This window comes from Brucella pseudogrignonensis (assembly GCF_032190615.1).
Lineage (GTDB): Bacteria > Pseudomonadota > Alphaproteobacteria > Rhizobiales > Rhizobiaceae > Brucella > Brucella pseudogrignonensis_B.
Genome location: NZ_JAVLAT010000001.1, coordinates 870,726 through 887,089 on the forward strand (window position 1 = coordinate 870,726; position 16,364 = coordinate 887,089).

Genomic DNA, 16,364 nt, shown 5'->3' on the forward strand with positions numbered 1-16,364 from the left:
AAGAACTGAAATCATGAGCACGCAATCTCGCCTTTGCTGGCCGCTCTCCCATTCTTGTTGTTCAGTGTATTTCTTTGCATTTGCATCAGGGAAACGATTATAAGCATATGAATTGTGGGCAAATTAAAAGGGGAAAGCGTGCGTATTGACAATAATCCCGATGAAGAGCCAGCAGCGCCTGCAGTCGCATCTGGACAAAAAGAGGCTCAGTCAAAAGGTAAAAGAAAGTCGCTGAGCAACGTTCGCCGGGATCTTAGCGACGAAGAACTTGCCTCTCCCGGCGTTCAAAAAACCTTACTTGATGAAATTGAACGACTTGATAGTGATCTTGCTGACGCAAAAGACTACCAGAGCAAGTATTATGAAGCAGACAAAAAGGCAGATGTTCTTGAGCAAAAACTTAAAACACATCAGGCATTTGAGATAATTTCTGCGTCTTGTCTAACCGGAGGAGCGCTCCTGCTTGGTTACCTGCCATCTGTATGGGAAGCCCAACCGACTGGTTGGATACTGTTTGCAGTGGGGCTTTTGGCAGTTTTTGGAGGCATTATCTCCAAGGTGGTAAAAATATGAACTTGGAAATTAGGTCTATAGTTGATCCGGGGCAGTTCGAAAAAGAGCGCGTCACTTTTCGGGCAAAAGCAAATCTAGATATTGGGGACTTCCTATTCGCTCAGGCTGGTTATGCTAACGGCTCTCCAACGATGGACTTTTCCTACACATATTGGTTTCCGTACAAAGCAATCAACAAGGGAGATTTAGTGGTACTTTATACCAAAGCTGGTGAAGCGCGAGAGAAACCGCTAACAACGGGGAAGACAGCACATTTCTTTTATTGGGATATTAAAAAATCAATATGGAGAGACTTAGAGCTCGGCGCAGTACTTCTAAATGCTCCCAATTGGGTAAGTAAACAAGCAAGCGAGCTTTCGGAGTAGTCCTTCTTCCCACTTTGCTCACTCGCTATCTTTTTAGTTTACCGTTTTAAATTAACCAGAACTTCCATCAGTTCAGAGCCGGTCTGGAATACCTTCGAATTGGCCGTATAGCTTCGCTGCGCTTCGATCATGTCAGTCAGCTCTTGCGCAATATCGACGTTCGAATTTTCCAGAGCGCCTGTCCTGATCTTGCCGTTGCCGTTCGATGCGGCAGTTCCAAGGGTGATGTCGCCGGATTCAGCGGAGGGCGAGAACACGTTGCCGCTGATGACGGTCATTTTGTCCGGGCTCGCGACATCGGCGATCGCGAGTTGATAGCGTGCGAGCATGTCGCCGTTTGCCGAGCGATCATAAACGATGCCATCTTCCCCAATAATGGTATCGACGGTTGCGCTTGGGGCTTGCCCATTCAGTTCAGCAGCCGATATCTGATAATCGCCTGCAAGCTGTGTTGATGCGGCAAGATCAAGCGTCATGGTCTGGCCGTTGGATATTGCTATCTCAAGCGCGCCGCCTTCAAGAAGCTTGCCATTTTGAGGATCAAACCGCATCAGTGACGTTGCAAGAGGTGTGCTGCCCAGAGCGCCATAGGGAAATCCACCAGACGGTGACGCGTCGTCGCGATTGAAGACGGCCACCTCCCAATTGAAATCCGCGCCCTTGGTAAAATAAACATCCAGCGTCACACCTCGTCCCTGATCGTCATATGCTATCAAGGATGTCTTATGCGAATACGCGCTGTTTGCCATATTGTCAGCAGGCGTATTGCCGAGCACCGAGGGCTTGATGACTGGATCAGTCGCGGGAAGGTTCAGCGCCGCAAATATCCACTCATTATCCATCAGGCTGGAGTCGGTCAAAGACATACTGTCGCTGAAATCGATGGGCCAAGTCTCTCCGCCCGGAAGCGTCACATTGAGACTGCCGTCACTGATCAGCGAACCCGTCGCGAGATCGAATTGAAGCGTTGTTTGGCCGAGCGGGGCACTACTGTAAGGAAACGGAGCTCCAGCCCCAGTACTTGTCGCGTCAGCAGCGTTGTAGACCGCCACTTCCCATGTGTTCGACCCTGTACGCGTATAATAGACGTCGAGGCCGACATTGTTTGGGAAGCCTGCATAGCCTCGCAGGCTCATTCGTTCAGTCGGGCGGCTTGCGGTGCTGTTCGCGGATGCTGGCAGCTCACCTGCTGCCGTGTCGAGGATCGGTGCCAGCGTGGACAGGTTCGTATTGATTTTAACAGCTGGCATAGAACCACCCGTTATTGCCTGCGTGAAGCCGGAAAGATCAACGAGGAAGGGATCATTCGGATCGAAGCCAACAATTGGATTGCCGTCGATCAGATCTCCGGTCACCGGATCAAAGTCGAGCTGGACCGAGCGCAATTCAACATTGCCGCTCATCAGGTCATAGGGAAACCCTGTCAATGGCGTACCATCCGTTTCAACAATGGTTACTTCCCAGCGGTTTTCAGCAATCTTCGTGAAATAGGTTTCCGTCGTCACAAATTCGCCAGCGCTATTCAGGCTCGCAGTCGTTAGCTTGCGGTTCCACGCGCTATACGGGCTATTCTCCGATGGTGGAACATTGACGATTGCTTGTCCCACGTCTGGATCATTCGCAGGCAGATTTACAGTGAAAGTGCCATTGGTTGTAGGCTCTGGCGGAAAGCTGCTCTGTCCGAGCGTGATAGGCACCATGCCATCAAAGCCGTTACCCGCGCCTGTGAATGGATAGGGATAGCCCATGAGGGTAAAGCCAGCCACGTTCACCAGATCTCCATTCTTGTCCGGTACGAACGATCCAGCCCTCGTGAGATAAGACATGCCACTGGCATCCTGCACAACGAAGAAGCCATTGCCGTCAAGAGCCAGATCGGTGGTAGAACTCGTGGACGTCAATCCGCCTTGTGCACCGATATTATGGCGTACCTGCGTCAGCACACTGCCGGAGTTGTAATTGCCAGATGTTGACGGCAATACCAGCGAAGAAAACTCAGTCGAGCCGCGCTTGTAACCATTTGTGCTAGCATTCGCGATATTGTCAGCCACTGCACTTAATTTGTTTGCCTGAGCGTTCATTCCCGAAACACCCGTACGCATCATTCCGTACAAACCCATTGAATTGCCCCCTAACCCAAACTCTTTGTGCCGTCTATAGCTTGCGTGAAGCTTGACACTGGCCCGCTATGGTTTCACGCGCTTAAATTGAACTCCCTAGTAAGCTGGTTCGCGCGCGAATCTCATGTAGAGAATACTCCGTGGCGGAATACTCAACAAGTCAGTTCATCCTTCGGGATGGACATACGAGAAATCTTCGCAAAGAATTTGAAGAGATTGCGACTGGCTAAAGGGCTATCGCAGGAAGAGCTTGCACATCGAGCCGATATAGATCGAACCTACATCAGCTCTCTTGAACGATGTGTATATGGCGTTAGCATCGACGTGCTGGGCAGATTGGCAGTAGTGCTGGAGGTCGAGCCCGCAGAATTGCTGAAGATTGCACAGTGATCGAAACAGATGGCCACGCTCGAAAAAATTTGTTTGCACAAACTTTTCGTTCGGAAACTCCGTTAGGCTGCAACCAAAACGGCCTATTAATGAAAATAGCACTATATAAAAAGCACGGAACCTTGTTTTTTAACCATGTTTATCAATGACTTCTAAAGTATAACTTTTCCTCGTCCAAAAACACAAAAAGCGCGGAAAACCGCGCTTTTTTTAAATTTATAGTCCGACTGATCAGGCCGCAGCGCTTTCCGAAGAAATCACGTTGATGATGTCGTTAACGACCTTCTCAACGAGTGCACGGTCATCGCCTTCCGCCATAACGCGGATCAGCGGTTCAGTTCCGGATGGACGAATAACCAGACGCCCCTGCGAACCCAGACGATCAGTCGCTTCATCGATAGCGCTCTTAACCTTCTTATTTTCAAGCGGCTTTCCGCCAGCGGTACGCACATTCTTAAGAAGCTGTGGCACTGGCTCAAACTTGCGGCACAACTCGCTCAACGGCTTGTTCTCTTCCTGTGCAACGGCAAGAATCTGCAAGGCAGAGACCAGCCCATCGCCCGTCGTAGCAAAATCCGACAGAACAATATGACCGGACTGTTCCCCACCAACATTGAAGCCATGCTCACGCATGTGTTCAACCACGTAGCGGTCGCCAACCTTGGTACGGGCCAGCGTCATGTTATGATCATGCAGGTAACGCTCAAGGCCGAGATTGGACATGATCGTCGCGACGATCCCACCGCCTTGCAGACGATCTGACTTTGCCCATGATTCGGCAATAACCGCGAGAAGCTGGTCGCCGTCGATCACGGTGCCGTTTTCATCGACAAGCAGAACGCGATCCGCATCGCCATCAAGCGCAATGCCGACATCGGCGCGCACTTCATGCACCTTCTTCATCAGGCCAATCGGATGGGTCGAGCCGCAATCCTCATTGATATTGATGCCGTTTGGCTCGTCATTAATGGTGATGACCTCGGCGCCGAGTTCCCAAAGTGCGGCGGGCGCTACCTTGTAGCCCGCGCCATTGGCGCAATCCACCACAACGCGAAGACCATTAAGCGAGATATTGCGCGGCAGCGTGCGCTTCGCAAATTCGATATAGCGATAAATATCACCATCGACGCGCTTGGCCTTACCCACTTCGCCATGGGTCGCGAGATGCGCAGAGAGATCGCTATCGATCAGGCTTTCAATCTGCAATTCGATCTCATCTGAGAGCTTGAAGCCATCAGGACCAAACAGCTTGATACCATTGTCATAGAATGGATTGTGCGAAGCCGAGATCATCACACCAATATCGGCACGCAGCGAACGGCAAAGCATCGCGACCGCAGGCGTTGGAATTGGACCGAGCAGAAACACGTCCATACCGGCGGCAGTGAACCCCGCCACAAGCGCATTTTCCAGCATGTAACCAGAGCGGCGCGTATCCTTACCGATCACAACGCGCGAAGCTTGGCCCTTGCGGCGAAAAATATGCCCAACCGCCATACCGACTTTCATGGCAATATCTGGCGTCATCGGAAAGCTGTTTGCCTTACCGCGAATACCATCAGTTCCAAAATATTTACGTGTCATATTCTTAGCCTTGCGTTGCGCCATAAAGCTGTCTCGAAGCAATAAAAAATCAGTCGCGGTTATTTTATGAGACTGCAATGACATCCGGGGTCGTTAGCCCGGCAATCGATTGTCTGCGTTAATAGCGCAAAACCACCCGTCATTGCAATTTCACCTTTCGGGGAAACAAATTATATCAAAGCATCAATTCCCAAAGTTGCCATATGATGCGCCGAAATCCTTAACCGAGCCTTTCCAACAAAATGCGCCTCAAAAACAGAAAAGCCGGACAGAATGCCCGGCTTTTAAAATTGTTACGATACTTACTGCGGCTGTGGGTTGGGCTCAATACCAGGCTCACTGCCGGGTTCTTCACCCTTGCGCTTGCGTGGGCTGCCAGCTTTCGGAACGCCCGAACCACGCGATGGCGTATCATTCCCTTGATCACGCGATGGCTTGTTGCCCGCAAGCAGTTCCTTGATTTCATCGCCACTGAGCGTTTCATATTCAAGCAGACCTTCAGCAAGAGCAATCCAGTCCTCACGCTTTTCAGTCAGGATACGGGTTGCTTCTGCATAGGCTTCATCCACAAGACGGCGTACTTCAGCATCAATGATCTGCGCAGTTGCTTCCGAAATATTCTGCGTGCGCGAAACCGAGTGACCGAGGAACACTTCTTCCTGATTGTCGCCATAGGCCACGCGACCTAGCTTGTCGGAATAACCCCACTGCGTTACCATCGAACGCGCTAGCTTGGTTGCCTGCTGAATATCGGAGGATGCACCGGATGTGATGTTTTCCTTACCGAATTTCAGCTCTTCCGCAACACGTCCGCCCATCAGAATCGCAAGGCGCGAAACCATCCAGGTATAGGTCGCAGAATAACGATCGCCTTCCGGCAACTGCATCACCATACCCAGCGCGCGACCGCGCGGAATGATTGTCGCCTTATGGACCGGATCAGACTTTGGCACGTTGATCGCCAGAATAGCATGGCCAGCTTCGTGATAGGCCGTATTCGCCTTTTCTTCCGGCGTCATGGCGGAGCGGCGTTCCGCACCCATCATGATCTTGTCCTTGGCGTCTTCAAATTCCTGCATGGTCACGAGGCGCTTGTTGCGACGCGCTGCCATCAAAGCAGATTCGTTGACGAGGTTAGCAAGGTCCGCGCCAGAAAAGCCCGGTGTACCGCGTGCCACAACCTTAAGATCGACATTGGGAGCAAGCGGCACATTACGCACATGCACTTTGAGGATCTGTTCACGACCAACAATATCCGGGTTTGGAACAACGACCTGACGGTCAAAACGGCCCGGACGAAGAAGTGCTGGATCAAGAACGTCAGGACGGTTGGTTGCAGCAATCAGAATGATCGATTCGTTTGCTTCAAAACCATCCATCTCGACCAGAAGCTGGTTGAGCGTCTGCTCACGTTCATCGTTACCGCCGCCAAGACCTGCGCCACGATGACGACCAACCGCATCGATTTCGTCGATGAAAATAATGCAAGGCGCATTTTTCTTCGCCTGTTCGAACATATCGCGGACGCGGCTTGCACCAACACCAACAAACATTTCAACGAAGTCAGAACCGGAAATCGTGAAGAACGGCACATTGGCTTCGCCTGCAACAGAACGCGCGAGCAAAGTTTTACCCGTTCCGGGAGGGCCAACAAGCAGTACGCCACGCGGAATCTTACCGCCAAGACGCTGGAACTTCTGCGGATCACGCAGGAATTCTACGATTTCTTCCAGATCCTGCTTGGCTTCTTCAACGCCAGCTACATCTTGGAAAGTGATACGACCATGCGCTTCGGTCAAAAGCTTCGCCTTCGACTTGCCAAAGCCCATCGCACCGCGTGAACCACCCTGCATCTGGCGCATGAAGAAAATCCAAACACCCAGAATAAGAATCATCGGCAACCATGACAGCAGGATACCAAGAAGCGAGCCGGAACCGTCATTTTCAGGACGGGCAGTGATGGTTACACCCTTCTCTTCAAGACGGGAAACCAGTCCTGTATCGCCCGGCGAATAAGTCTGGAATGTCGATCCATTATCGGCAAATGTACCGCTGATCTTCTCACCAGTAATTGTAACCGACTTCACGCGTCCATTGGAAACGTCATCGATAAACTGGGAGTAGGAAACTTCACGGGAATTCGAGCGCTGGCCAGGACTCTGGAACAGGTTGAACAACGCTATCAAAAGTAGAGCAATGATCGCCCAGAGGGCGAAGTTGCGATAGTTCGGATTCATATCGGGTCCTATCGATACCACAGCCACCCGACAAGGGCGGTAGGATGTTTCGACTTAACATAGGATCGAAGAACGGCCTTGCCAAGGCGCGAGAGCCGCCTCATCTTCGATTCTTATCAAACTGGTTTATAAAAATTAGGACATTCGCGCCCAAATTGCGTTTCAATGGCCTTTGCCAGCGCAAAATCATAGCCCGGAAGCACATGATCAAAGATTGCGAAGTGCTTTTCGACAGTGATTCCTGAAGGCAACTGTTGACCGTTAACCGCCGGAAGTTGCTGCAATTTGCCGTTTTGATAGATCGCGGGCAGCACCAGCAAAGCTTCGCGTTGTGTAAAATCAAGTTCCATCTGATGCACTTCAATGAAATCAGTCAGTTCCTGCCGATCAGGTGCTGCCACTTCAAACAGCGTTTGAGCATCATTTTTAAAGCGATAGCGCCCATCCCAGATGATCGTTTGCCCGGGATGAAGTTCCATGGTTGGCAGATTACGGCGTTCGCGACGAAACTTATGCGGCTCACCATTTTTACCACGCTCAACAAGCGCGCCAAACACCGTCAGACGGCCAACTTTCTCCTGACCAGACAACAGCTTTTCAATCCGTGCACGCTCAGCATCACCGGGAAGAAAACGCCGCCCGCCAGCAATCGATGCAAGAAGGCCAGAAAACAAGCGCCGAACACTTTCTGGCAGCGCTGCATAAATGGAGGCATCGACCAAAATCGTGCCGAAGGCATTCATTTGCAGGCAACCGGGGTTTGAAAGTGCTGAAACAAGCGCCGCATTATCGCGTTTGCGTGCCACAGATGCCAGTGCAACTTGCGCCATCACGCGGTCCGGATCGGCTTCGGAAGCCGATGACAGCCGCACGCGCGGACGCTCATAATTGGTGTTTACGTTGCTGGGATCATCAATCCAGACGACCGATTTATCCGTAAGCTCTTGCCGCAGGTTTGAACGGGACGTTTCCAACAGCGGCCTCACCAAGACCACCGAATTTTCAAGCCATGACTGCGGTGCCATTGCAGCAAGACCACGGGCTTCTGAATGAGAGCTCCGCTCTTTGCGCATCAAAAATGTTTCGATCTGATCATCGCGCGTATGCCCCGTCGCAATAAAATCAGCATCCGCATCATGCGCCGCCTGAACCAGCAACCGATAACGCGCAGAACGAGCGGCGGCGGCGAGACCAGTTTTCGGTTTGGCGTCGTCCCATGAAAGAACACGGTGTGCTATGCCATATTGGTGGCAAAGCACACCTACATTGTCAGCCTCTTGCGCCGATTCCGCACGCAAACGATGATCAATCGTAACAGCTGTCAGCGGCGGCGGATTATCCAGCGTCGCGAGATAGTCTTTCAAAAGGAAAAGAAGAGCCAGAGAATCGCTCCCGCCTGACACGGCAGCAATGATTCCCTTAGCGCAATCTAATCTGAAAGGCTCAAAAATATCAGTCGGGGAAAGCCCCACACATAGTCTCCAAAATCAACATTTGATACGCGCGCGCTCATCGCTCACCCGCTTCAAAATGGCAGGCGCAGCCTTCGGATAGCGTTCTGGAATCTGCTTGAATGTTGCACAAGCAACGTCGTGATTATCCATTTTTTCAAGTGTCATACCGAGCTTGAACATATTTTCTGGTGCACGTTTGGAATCCGGATAATCGCGCTGCGTATCGATGAAAACAGTCGCAGCTTCGGGATAACGTGCCTGACCATACAGCGATTCACCCAGCCAATAGCGTGCTTCAGCCGTGGTTGGATCAGCAGGATAGCGCTTGATATGCTCCCGGAAACCAGTCTCCGCTGCTTTATAATCGCCCGACATCACATATTGATACGCGGCCTGATACAGCGAATTTGGATTATCATCAGTCGGCAGCGATGCCACTGCCTGACCCGCTGGCAACGCAGCGCCTTGCTCAACCGGACGAGGCTGCACATCAATAGTTTCGCCGATTACATTGCCATTGTTGTCAAAGCGGATGGAGCCGAGCGAGCGCGGCGGCTCTCCACGTTGTGGGCCACCCTGCGGGGCAGCACCTGAACCAATAGCCACGGAATCGGCGCCCGATGTATCATGGGTCGCCAACTGTGTATCTGAACCAAAATCACCGCCCTGCGCCACATTACCAGAAACCCCATTATCGGGGTTTCCAGCTGGCGTCGCATCAGCAAGCGAAGTCTCGTCCGGCGCTTTGCCCGCATCGGCGCGGCCACCTTCCAGCTTCTGGAAGCGACGTTCATTGTCTTCCTGCATTTTCTGCATCTGGTCCTGCAATTCGAGGACCTGGAAGTTCATGGCTTCGGCACGGTTGCTGAGCGCATCGGCGGTGCTTACCGGATTGCCAATGCCCTGCGCACAAAGATCACTGCCGGGAGGGGGGCTGACCTGAGGATTTTGGGCAGTGGACTTTGCAGGAGCCGCTAGACCCTGCTTCTTTTCCAGCTCTTCAAAGCGGAAATCATTATCATCCTGCGTCTTCTGCAGCAGCTCATTCGTAAATGAAATCTGCGCGTCGACGTCCTCGACCTTACCGGTGAGGTTACGGATCAATTCTTGCTGCAAGCCGGGGCTTTGCTGATAGCCGCCCTGACCGCCCCCGCTGCCATTGTCACGCATAGCGTCGTCAAGAATTGCGGTCGAACCGATATTCACGTGATTCTGTCCACCACCATTGCCCTTTTCCAGCGCACGAAAACGGGTTTCATTCTCACGCTGAATTTTCAGCATGTTGTCGCGCAGTTGCATGATGCGGGCATAGGACTGTGCGTTCTGATGCGCCAGATTACAAACCTGCTGCGAAAACTGATCGCCACCCGGACTTCCAGCTTGCGCAAGTTGAATATTTCCCTGCTGCGAAAAACCAGATGCTGCCAGAACCGGCGCACTCGCCAAAAGCGGCAGCATGGCAATTGCCAGCGTCACTTTCCTCATTGGTTTCCTCATTCCCTTTTGCCCCTATCGCTCATTGTCGAAAAATGATGGTGCCCTGAAACTATAAACCGCGACCACCAAGGTCTGGATAAACAATCAAACACGATGCCTGAACATTTTCTGAACACCTGATTTTCCGCGGTTCTTTTCAGTTATTAGAGAAAAACCTTAAAAAGCATAGATGCTTTCCCTATCACACAGGTTACTTCGGCCAAAATTTGTCGAAATTACCAATAGTTGTCGTTCGGCACAAAAAAAGCGGCCCGAAGACCGCTTTTCTCTGATTAGGTCAGGCTATTTGCTGAAACTTAGCTGCCAGCACCGTTAAGGACGGTAACAGCACGACGGTTCTGCGACCAGCAAGAGTTGTTATCGCAAACAGCGATTGGACGCTCATTGCCGTAAGAAACGGTGCGCATGCGGCTGGTTGGAACGCCACGGGCTGCAAGGAAGTCACGGGTTGCAGCAGCACGACGCTGGCCAAGGGCAAGGTTGTACTCACGCGTACCGCGTTCGTCGGCATGGCCTTCGACAGTGATCGAGTACTGTGGGTAACGCTGCAACCACTGAGCCTGCTTCGACAATGTCTGCTGTGCGTCCGAGCGGATCAGCGACGAATCGAGGTCAAACAGAATGCGGTCACCAACGTTTACAGTGAAATCCTGAGCGGAGCCGGGCGTTGCAGCGCCACCAGCCAAGCCAAGATCACCGGCATTGTTTGGAAGATTCTTCTTGGACGCACAACCAACAACGGCGAGCGACATGAAAAGGGCAATAGCGATCGGGCTACGTGCAATCGACTGGATACGGCGCATGGGCCGGAGCTCCTTAAGATTTGATGTTCCTGCGTAACCAACCAATAATCATATTTAGGTTAAAGCAGGCTCAAGAAGTATGGTTAATAATTTCTTGCGACCATCTGCAAACCGTTTTTATCCGGTAGCAATTCTGCATTTAGCCCTTGAGGGCTAAATGAGGCAGAAACACGGCCCCAAGGCTATAATTGTGGCATTTTGCCATGAAAAAGGCGCGAAACCGATGCTTCGCGCCATTATATTAGTGTTCTTATAATTCGAACTACTCGAGCAACGGCGACCATGCCGGATCAGAACCGAAGTTCGGGGTCTGAATCTGGCGTTCATTGCGACCAGTCAGATCAATACTGAAGAGCTTCGGACCACCGGCACCTGATGCCTTGCGGAAGAACATCAGGACGCGACCATTTGGTGCCCAGGTTGGCCCCTCATTGTGGAAGCCCGAAGTCAGAAGACGTTCACCCGTTCCATCCGTCTTCATAACACCAATCGAGAACTGACCCTGTGACTGCTTGGTGAAGGCGATGAGATCGCCACGTGGGGACCAAACCGGTGTCGAATAGCTGCCGTCACCGGACGAGATACGGCGTGGATTGGAGCCGTCAGCGCCCATCACATAGAGCTGCGGACGTCCGCCACGGTCAGACGAGAACACAATCTGCGAACCATCTGGCGAATAAGACGCACTGGTATCAATAGCCTGGCTGCTGGTCAGACGTGTGGTTGTGCGGTTACGCAGATCCATCGTGTAGATGTTCGCGCTGCCGTCATCCTGCAGAAGGCTCATCACAACCTTCTGGCCGTCTGGCGAGAAGCGTGGCGCAATCGACATTCCGGGGAAGTTACCAACCAGCTCCCGCTGACCGGTTTCAAGCTGCAACAGGTAAACGCGCGGCTGACCGCCAGCAAAGGACATATACGTCACTTCCTGACGGTTTGGCGAAAAACGCGGGGTCAGTGCGATATCACGGCCATCGGAAAGGTAACGAATATTGGCACCATCCTGATCCATAATAGCCAGACGCTTCACGCGCTTCTGGGCTGGACCGGATTCGTCCACGAAAACGACACGGGTATCGAAATAACCCTTTTCACCCGTCAGACGCTCATAGATCGCATCAGCGATAATATGTGCAACACGACGCCAGTTATCCGGCGTGGTGAAGAACTGCTGTCCAATCAGCTGCTGGCCACCAAATGTATCCCAAAGACGGAATTCAGCCTTCAGGCGACCGTCTGGCTGCTTGGTAATGCGACCAGTGACCAATGCCTGCGCATTGATGACCTTCCAGTCTTCAAAACGCGGAGATGCATCAGGATTGGAAATCTTTTCGATGAATGCACTCTTGCTGATCGGCGCAAACAAGCCGGACCGCTCAAGATCGGCGGCAATCACAGACGTGATATTGGCACCAAGCTGATCGCCTGAAAGGAAATCAGTGATTGCAATTGGCAAAGGCTCGACCACGCCCTTATTAATATTGATTTCCACGACCGCATGAGCCGGTATGGTGGAAACAAAACTTGCAGCGATCACACAGGCAAAAGCCGATAAGGCTGCGCGGATCTTTGTTTTCATGATGCCTATTTTCATATCTTCTGGGACCTCTTTTGTCCTTGGCATTCGTTAGGAGCGACCAGCCATGCTGATCAGAACATTTCGCTTGGGTCGAAGTTAACAATCACTTCCGACCAATTCTCATATTTGTCTGCTGGCAGGTTGTACGGTGCGCAACGTGCCACAGCGCGACGGGCGCTTTCTGCAGCCGCTCTGCCCACACCATCACTGCCACCACCAGATGTCACCTCAGGCGAGCCCTGAATGGAACCATCCTGATTGAGATGCATCTTCACCGTCACAACAAGACCAGGCGCATCGGCGACACCAGCTGGCACGTTCCAGCATTTCGATATCGCGCCACGAAGCGCATCCATTTCACTCTGGCTCAATTTCGAGCCACCAGTATTCTTCTTACCGCCCAGCGATGCCTGATCGGTCGAGCGCTTTGCACCGCCGCCTGAAGCTTTCTGCTTATTAAGAAGTGCTGCCACTTCATCCGCAATGGCATCATTCTTCGACTGTGACGTCTGCGAAGCTGACTGCGTTGGCTTCTTCTCTTCAACAGGTTTACGATCCGGTGTCTTGGCGGTCTGCGCCTGCGGAGGCTTTGGCTTTTCCTGCGGTGCCGGAACATTATCCGGCAGTTTCGGTGCTGCCTGATCAGGCGCTTCTGCCTGTTTCTCAATCGCTTCCGCGACCGGATCCGGCTTCACTTCCTGTTTTGCTTCCGGCTTGGTCTGAACTTCCGTGGCAGGAACCGGTGTCGGCTTATCCTGCGGTTTGGGTTCAGGCTTTGGGTCGGGCTTCGGCTCAGGATTTTTCACCGGCTCCGGCTGAGCCTTTGGTTCCTGAGCAGCTTCAAGCGGCTTAGCTTTGGTGTCAGGCGTCGGCGGTGTCTGGCTATCAACGCTCTGATCACCAAACTCCTGCGCATCCGGTACCGTCTGCGGTTTTGTCGTCGGAATCGGTGCCGACTTTTCCTTCATAGGCGCTTTTTTATCGCCCTGCTGAATTTGCGTGATTGATTCAATCGGAACGATGTCAACCGGAAACGATTCCGAATCCTGCACGTCGAAAGCCTTCGGCGAGGAAAACGAAACCACTGCCAGCGCAAGTGCTGCGGCATGCAGTGCAACAGAAGATGTCAGGCCAGCCTTCATGATGCCGTCAGCTATCCTGCTCCTGGAGTGTCACAAGGCCGATATTCTTGAAACCGGCAGCGGAAATGCGAGCCATCACCTTCATGACAGTGCCGTAATCGGCAGCTTTGTCCCCACGCACGAAGATACGCTCTTCGTAACCGGTCTTGGCAATCGCCTGAAGTTTAGCAACAACTTCATCAATCGGAATTTCTGTTTCCTGAAGATAGATTTTACCTTCGCTGTTCACCGATACGGTGATTGGCTGTGTATCGGCGTTCATCGCCTTCGCCTGCGTATCCGGCAGATCGATTGGCACACCAACGGTCAGAAGCGGTGCGGAAACCATGAAGATGATCAGCAGAACCAGCATCACGTCCACGAATGGCGTAACGTTGATTTCGCTCATCAATGCCTTCTTGCGGCCGCGCCTGCGGCGACCACCCGACTGCATTCCCTGATTTCCAACTGACATGCCCATTGCAAGTTTCCCGAAGGCTCGATTTCAACTTTTTTTGCTGGAACGCTTTATTTTTTGTTTTCACGCATGTCTTTATCGGAAAACCAGTTCCAACTTCTCCGCGACATGCTTTAGCTGCGCGGTGTCAGCTTCTCATCAATTTGGCGCGACAGTATGGCGGAAAACTCGTCCGCAAAACCTTCAAGACGCCCGCTAATTTTGCCCGCATCCGCAGAAAGCTTGTTATAAGCAATAACCGCAGGAATAGCGGCGAGCAGACCAATCGCCGTTGCAAGCAATGCTTCCGCGATACCCGGTGCCACAACGGCAAGACTTGTGTTCTTGGAAGCAGCAATCGCCTGGAAGGAGGTCATAATACCAACAACCGTTCCGAACAGACCGACGAATGGCGCCGCCGAACCTGTCGTTGCGAGGAAGCCAAGGCGGGATTCGAGCTTTTCGCCCTCACGCGCCAGTGCCACATCCATCGCCTTGTCGATACGCATCTGCAAACCAATTGGCGAGCGCGCACCTTTCTCAAAGGACTTTTTCCATTCGCGCATTGCGGCAATGAAAATGGAGGCCATGCCAGTGGTGCGGCGTTCATTGAGCGTACGATAGAGTTCTTCCAGTGACTGTCCCGACCAGAAAGCCTGCTCAAAACGCTCCATCGCACCGCGAGCACGACGATAAGAAACAATCTTGTCGACGATAATTGCCCAGGTCCAGACCGATGCGCCTATCAGGCCGAGCATCACCAGCTTAACCACCCAGCCCGCATGCATAAACAGGCCCCAGAGGGTAATATCGGCGGCAGGGGCCGCGAGCGCAATATTTTCCATCGATCTACCGTCCTCGAATCCAAACGCCCGGCATTGTGACCGGGCGGCATCGCAAATTACTCGAAAAACGTCCGCTGCCGAACGCCCCAACCGCCATAACCGGATTTTAACTTTAAATCCTCAAGCGCTTGTCATGGTTAAATTTGGTGAAAGGAAGGCGTTGCTTAATAACCTGCCCCTCTACCGATTCCATCAGCATGATTAATGGATTATTATGGTTAAAGATCAGTTACTCTTAATGTGCGAATAATCAATGAGCACAAAGAATTACTGTTTGCTTCCAATGCGACGGACTATGGCATTTTGCGTTGCAACAACAAATTGGGACGTCATTGACGCGGAATTCGCAAATGCATGGCGAAGCGATAATGGTAGTTCGAGCTGAGCCCCCCGGCCAGACTGACAGCGATTGCACAGATTGACGGGATTGCGAGCAGGAAATGCATGACCGGACAAGCGAGTGGAAAATCCGGCACCTCTCAGTTCTTCGTCAAGAAGCTCAATAAACCTGGTATCCAATCCACCGAGATAAATCGTGTCCTTGTCGTCAAGCTGCCCCACACCATCCACGGTCTGAGTGTCTTTTCGACCATGAATAGCAAGGGCATATCTAGAACGGGACAACAGATCATCCATCCTGACTTCAAAAAAACGATGGGACGTTATGTGAAGATCTTTTGCCCGCTTGCGGTCAACCAAGCCAATAAAGGAATAAAAACTATATTTTCCACCCGCAATTGCTTCTGCGAGTTCTGTCGTCTGATATTCAATTGTACCACCATGCGGGGCGAGAATAACAATTTCTGAACCTGGAACGAAGCGGGTCACGACCGCAAAATCAACCCCCTCGATATAGACATCGCAGAGCTCGTCAAAAGAGTGGAAACGGTCACTCATCTCAAGCCTTCGTAAAAGCGTCACGCCATTCATCGGGTATCCGGCGCGGTTGTCCTTCCTTGGTGATCATCACAGCCTCAACCTTCGCTTCTGAAAGCAGCCGCTCACCACAGGTAATCTTCTGCGCCATGATAACCCGTGCGCCACGGATTTCGCTGACACGGGTTTCAATCAGAATGAGATCATCCATTTTCGCAGGTGACTTGTAGTCGATCTCCATACGGCGAACGACCCAAACCATTTCTTCGCCAAGCGAACCTTCGGCAAGCTCAATATGATGAACATCCTGCAAGCGCAGAAAGTCGGTGCGGCCACGTTCGTAAAATTCGAGGTAGCGACCATGATAGACAAAGCCGGAAAAATCCGTGTCGGCATAATAAATGCGGGCATAGAGATAATGCGTGCCGTCTTTCAACTCGCCTGCAATCTGTGCATGTTCCAT

Annotated in this window: 15 protein-coding genes and 1 pseudogene; 3 read left to right on the forward strand and 13 right to left on the reverse strand. The window is 52.0% G+C overall.

Annotation, left to right across the window (positions count from 1 at the left end; genetic code table 11):
• Window positions 1-138: 138 nt before the first annotated feature.
• On the forward strand, window positions 139-573 hold the full coding sequence (locus tag RI570_RS04270; RefSeq protein ID WP_141710222.1) for a hypothetical protein: 435 nt from the start codon (window positions 139-141) through the stop codon (window positions 571-573).
• Complete coding sequence (locus RI570_RS04275) at window positions 570-938, forward strand: hypothetical protein (protein ID WP_069713789.1); 369 nt, start codon at window positions 570-572, stop codon at window positions 936-938. Before RI570_RS04270 ends, RI570_RS04275 begins: the two co-directional genes overlap by 4 nt.
• A gap of 38 nt (window positions 939-976) precedes the next feature.
• On the opposite strand, the gene RI570_RS21640 is transcribed toward RI570_RS04275, so the two are convergent.
• Together RI570_RS21640 and RI570_RS21645 are read right to left on the reverse strand one after the other, a co-directional pair.
• A complete protein-coding gene (locus tag RI570_RS21640; protein ID WP_409558644.1) occupies window positions 977-2,188 on the reverse strand; it encodes a flagellar hook-basal body complex protein in 1,212 nt (403 codons plus the stop codon).
• A 78-nt stretch (window positions 2,189-2,266) separates the two neighbouring features.
• A pseudogene (locus RI570_RS21645) lies at window positions 2,267-3,058 on the reverse strand (flagellar hook-basal body complex protein); the annotation flags it as partial.
• Between the two features lie 177 nt (window positions 3,059-3,235).
• Here RI570_RS21645 and RI570_RS04285 point away from each other — a divergent pair.
• Entirely contained in the window at window positions 3,236-3,448 is a 213-nt protein-coding gene (locus RI570_RS04285; protein ID WP_069713792.1) for a helix-turn-helix domain-containing protein, read from the forward strand.
• Window positions 3,449-3,679: 231 nt separating this feature from the next.
• Here RI570_RS04285 and glmM read toward each other — a convergent pair whose 3' ends face one another.
• The 11 genes from glmM to RI570_RS04340 form a co-directional block, all read right to left on the reverse strand.
• Complete coding sequence (glmM, locus tag RI570_RS04290; protein WP_313827151.1) at window positions 3,680-5,032, reverse strand: phosphoglucosamine mutase; 1,353 nt, start codon at window positions 5,030-5,032, stop codon at window positions 3,680-3,682.
• 302 nt (window positions 5,033-5,334) lie between these two features.
• Window positions 5,335-7,269, reverse strand: a complete 1,935-nt coding sequence (gene ftsH / locus RI570_RS04295; RefSeq protein ID WP_313827152.1) for an ATP-dependent zinc metalloprotease FtsH — start codon at window positions 7,267-7,269, stop codon at window positions 5,335-5,337.
• Between the two features lie 116 nt (window positions 7,270-7,385).
• On the reverse strand, window positions 7,386-8,741 hold the full coding sequence (tilS, locus tag RI570_RS04300; protein WP_313827153.1) for a tRNA lysidine(34) synthetase TilS: 1,356 nt from the start codon (window positions 8,739-8,741) through the stop codon (window positions 7,386-7,388).
• Between the two features lie 15 nt (window positions 8,742-8,756).
• On the reverse strand, window positions 8,757-10,220 hold the full coding sequence (ybgF, locus tag RI570_RS04305) for a tol-pal system protein YbgF (RefSeq protein ID WP_313827154.1): 1,464 nt from the start codon (window positions 10,218-10,220) through the stop codon (window positions 8,757-8,759).
• Window positions 10,221-10,516: 296 nt separating this feature from the next.
• Window positions 10,517-11,023 carry a peptidoglycan-associated lipoprotein Pal gene (pal, locus tag RI570_RS04310; RefSeq protein ID WP_250041098.1) on the reverse strand — a complete coding sequence of 169 codons (507 nt, stop codon included), beginning with the start codon at window positions 11,021-11,023 and terminating at the stop codon, window positions 10,517-10,519.
• A 262-nt stretch (window positions 11,024-11,285) separates the two neighbouring features.
• The gene (gene tolB / locus RI570_RS04315) at window positions 11,286-12,617 is read right to left on the reverse strand and encodes a Tol-Pal system beta propeller repeat protein TolB (protein WP_313827155.1); all 1,332 of its coding nucleotides are present in this window, start codon (window positions 12,615-12,617) and stop codon (window positions 11,286-11,288) included.
• A gap of 56 nt (window positions 12,618-12,673) precedes the next feature.
• A complete protein-coding gene (locus RI570_RS04320) occupies window positions 12,674-13,744 on the reverse strand; it encodes a hypothetical protein (RefSeq protein ID WP_313827156.1) in 1,071 nt (356 codons plus the stop codon).
• Between the two features lie 7 nt (window positions 13,745-13,751).
• The gene (tolR, locus tag RI570_RS04325) at window positions 13,752-14,204 is read right to left on the reverse strand and encodes a protein TolR (protein WP_313827157.1); all 453 of its coding nucleotides are present in this window, start codon (window positions 14,202-14,204) and stop codon (window positions 13,752-13,754) included.
• A 110-nt stretch (window positions 14,205-14,314) separates the two neighbouring features.
• Window positions 14,315-15,025, reverse strand: coding sequence for a protein TolQ (gene tolQ, locus RI570_RS04330; RefSeq protein WP_313827159.1), 711 nt, complete (start codon window positions 15,023-15,025; stop codon window positions 14,315-14,317).
• 267 nt (window positions 15,026-15,292) lie between these two features.
• The gene (locus tag RI570_RS04335) at window positions 15,293-15,955 is read right to left on the reverse strand and encodes a poly-gamma-glutamate hydrolase family protein (RefSeq protein ID WP_313827160.1); all 663 of its coding nucleotides are present in this window, start codon (window positions 15,953-15,955) and stop codon (window positions 15,293-15,295) included.
• Entirely contained in the window at window positions 15,924-16,364 is a 441-nt protein-coding gene (locus RI570_RS04340) for a YbgC/FadM family acyl-CoA thioesterase (protein ID WP_313827161.1), read from the reverse strand. Before RI570_RS04340 ends, RI570_RS04335 begins: the two co-directional genes overlap by 32 nt.

Bases quoted from the DNA above. Each gene is read 5' to 3' on its own strand.
- RI570_RS04275 (WP_069713789.1), top strand. From the start codon at position 570: ATGAACTTGGAAATTAGGTCTATAGTTGATCCGGGGCAGTTCGAAAAA.
- RI570_RS21640 (WP_409558644.1), bottom strand. From the start codon at position 2,188: ATGCCAGCTGTTAAAATCAATACGAACCTGTCCACGCTGGCACCGATC.
- RI570_RS04285 (WP_069713792.1), top strand. From the start codon at position 3,236: ATGGACATACGAGAAATCTTCGCAAAGAATTTGAAGAGATTGCGACTG.
- glmM (WP_313827151.1), bottom strand. From the start codon at position 5,032: ATGACACGTAAATATTTTGGAACTGATGGTATTCGCGGTAAGGCAAAC.
- ftsH (WP_313827152.1), bottom strand. From the start codon at position 7,269: ATGAATCCGAACTATCGCAACTTCGCCCTCTGGGCGATCATTGCTCTA.
- ybgF (WP_313827154.1), bottom strand. From the start codon at position 10,220: ATGAGGAAACCAATGAGGAAAGTGACGCTGGCAATTGCCATGCTGCCG.
- pal (WP_250041098.1), bottom strand. From the start codon at position 11,023: ATGCGCCGTATCCAGTCGATTGCACGTAGCCCGATCGCTATTGCCCTT.
- tolB (WP_313827155.1), bottom strand. From the start codon at position 12,617: ATGAAAATAGGCATCATGAAAACAAAGATCCGCGCAGCCTTATCGGCT.
- RI570_RS04320 (WP_313827156.1), bottom strand. From the start codon at position 13,744: ATGAAGGCTGGCCTGACATCTTCTGTTGCACTGCATGCCGCAGCACTT.
- tolR (WP_313827157.1), bottom strand. From the start codon at position 14,204: ATGGGCATGTCAGTTGGAAATCAGGGAATGCAGTCGGGTGGTCGCCGC.
- tolQ (WP_313827159.1), bottom strand. From the start codon at position 15,025: ATGGAAAATATTGCGCTCGCGGCCCCTGCCGCCGATATTACCCTCTGG.
- RI570_RS04335 (WP_313827160.1), bottom strand. From the start codon at position 15,955: ATGAATGGCGTGACGCTTTTACGAAGGCTTGAGATGAGTGACCGTTTC.
- RI570_RS04340 (WP_313827161.1), bottom strand. From the start codon at position 16,364: ATGGAACATGCACAGATTGCAGGCGAGTTGAAAGACGGCACGCATTAT.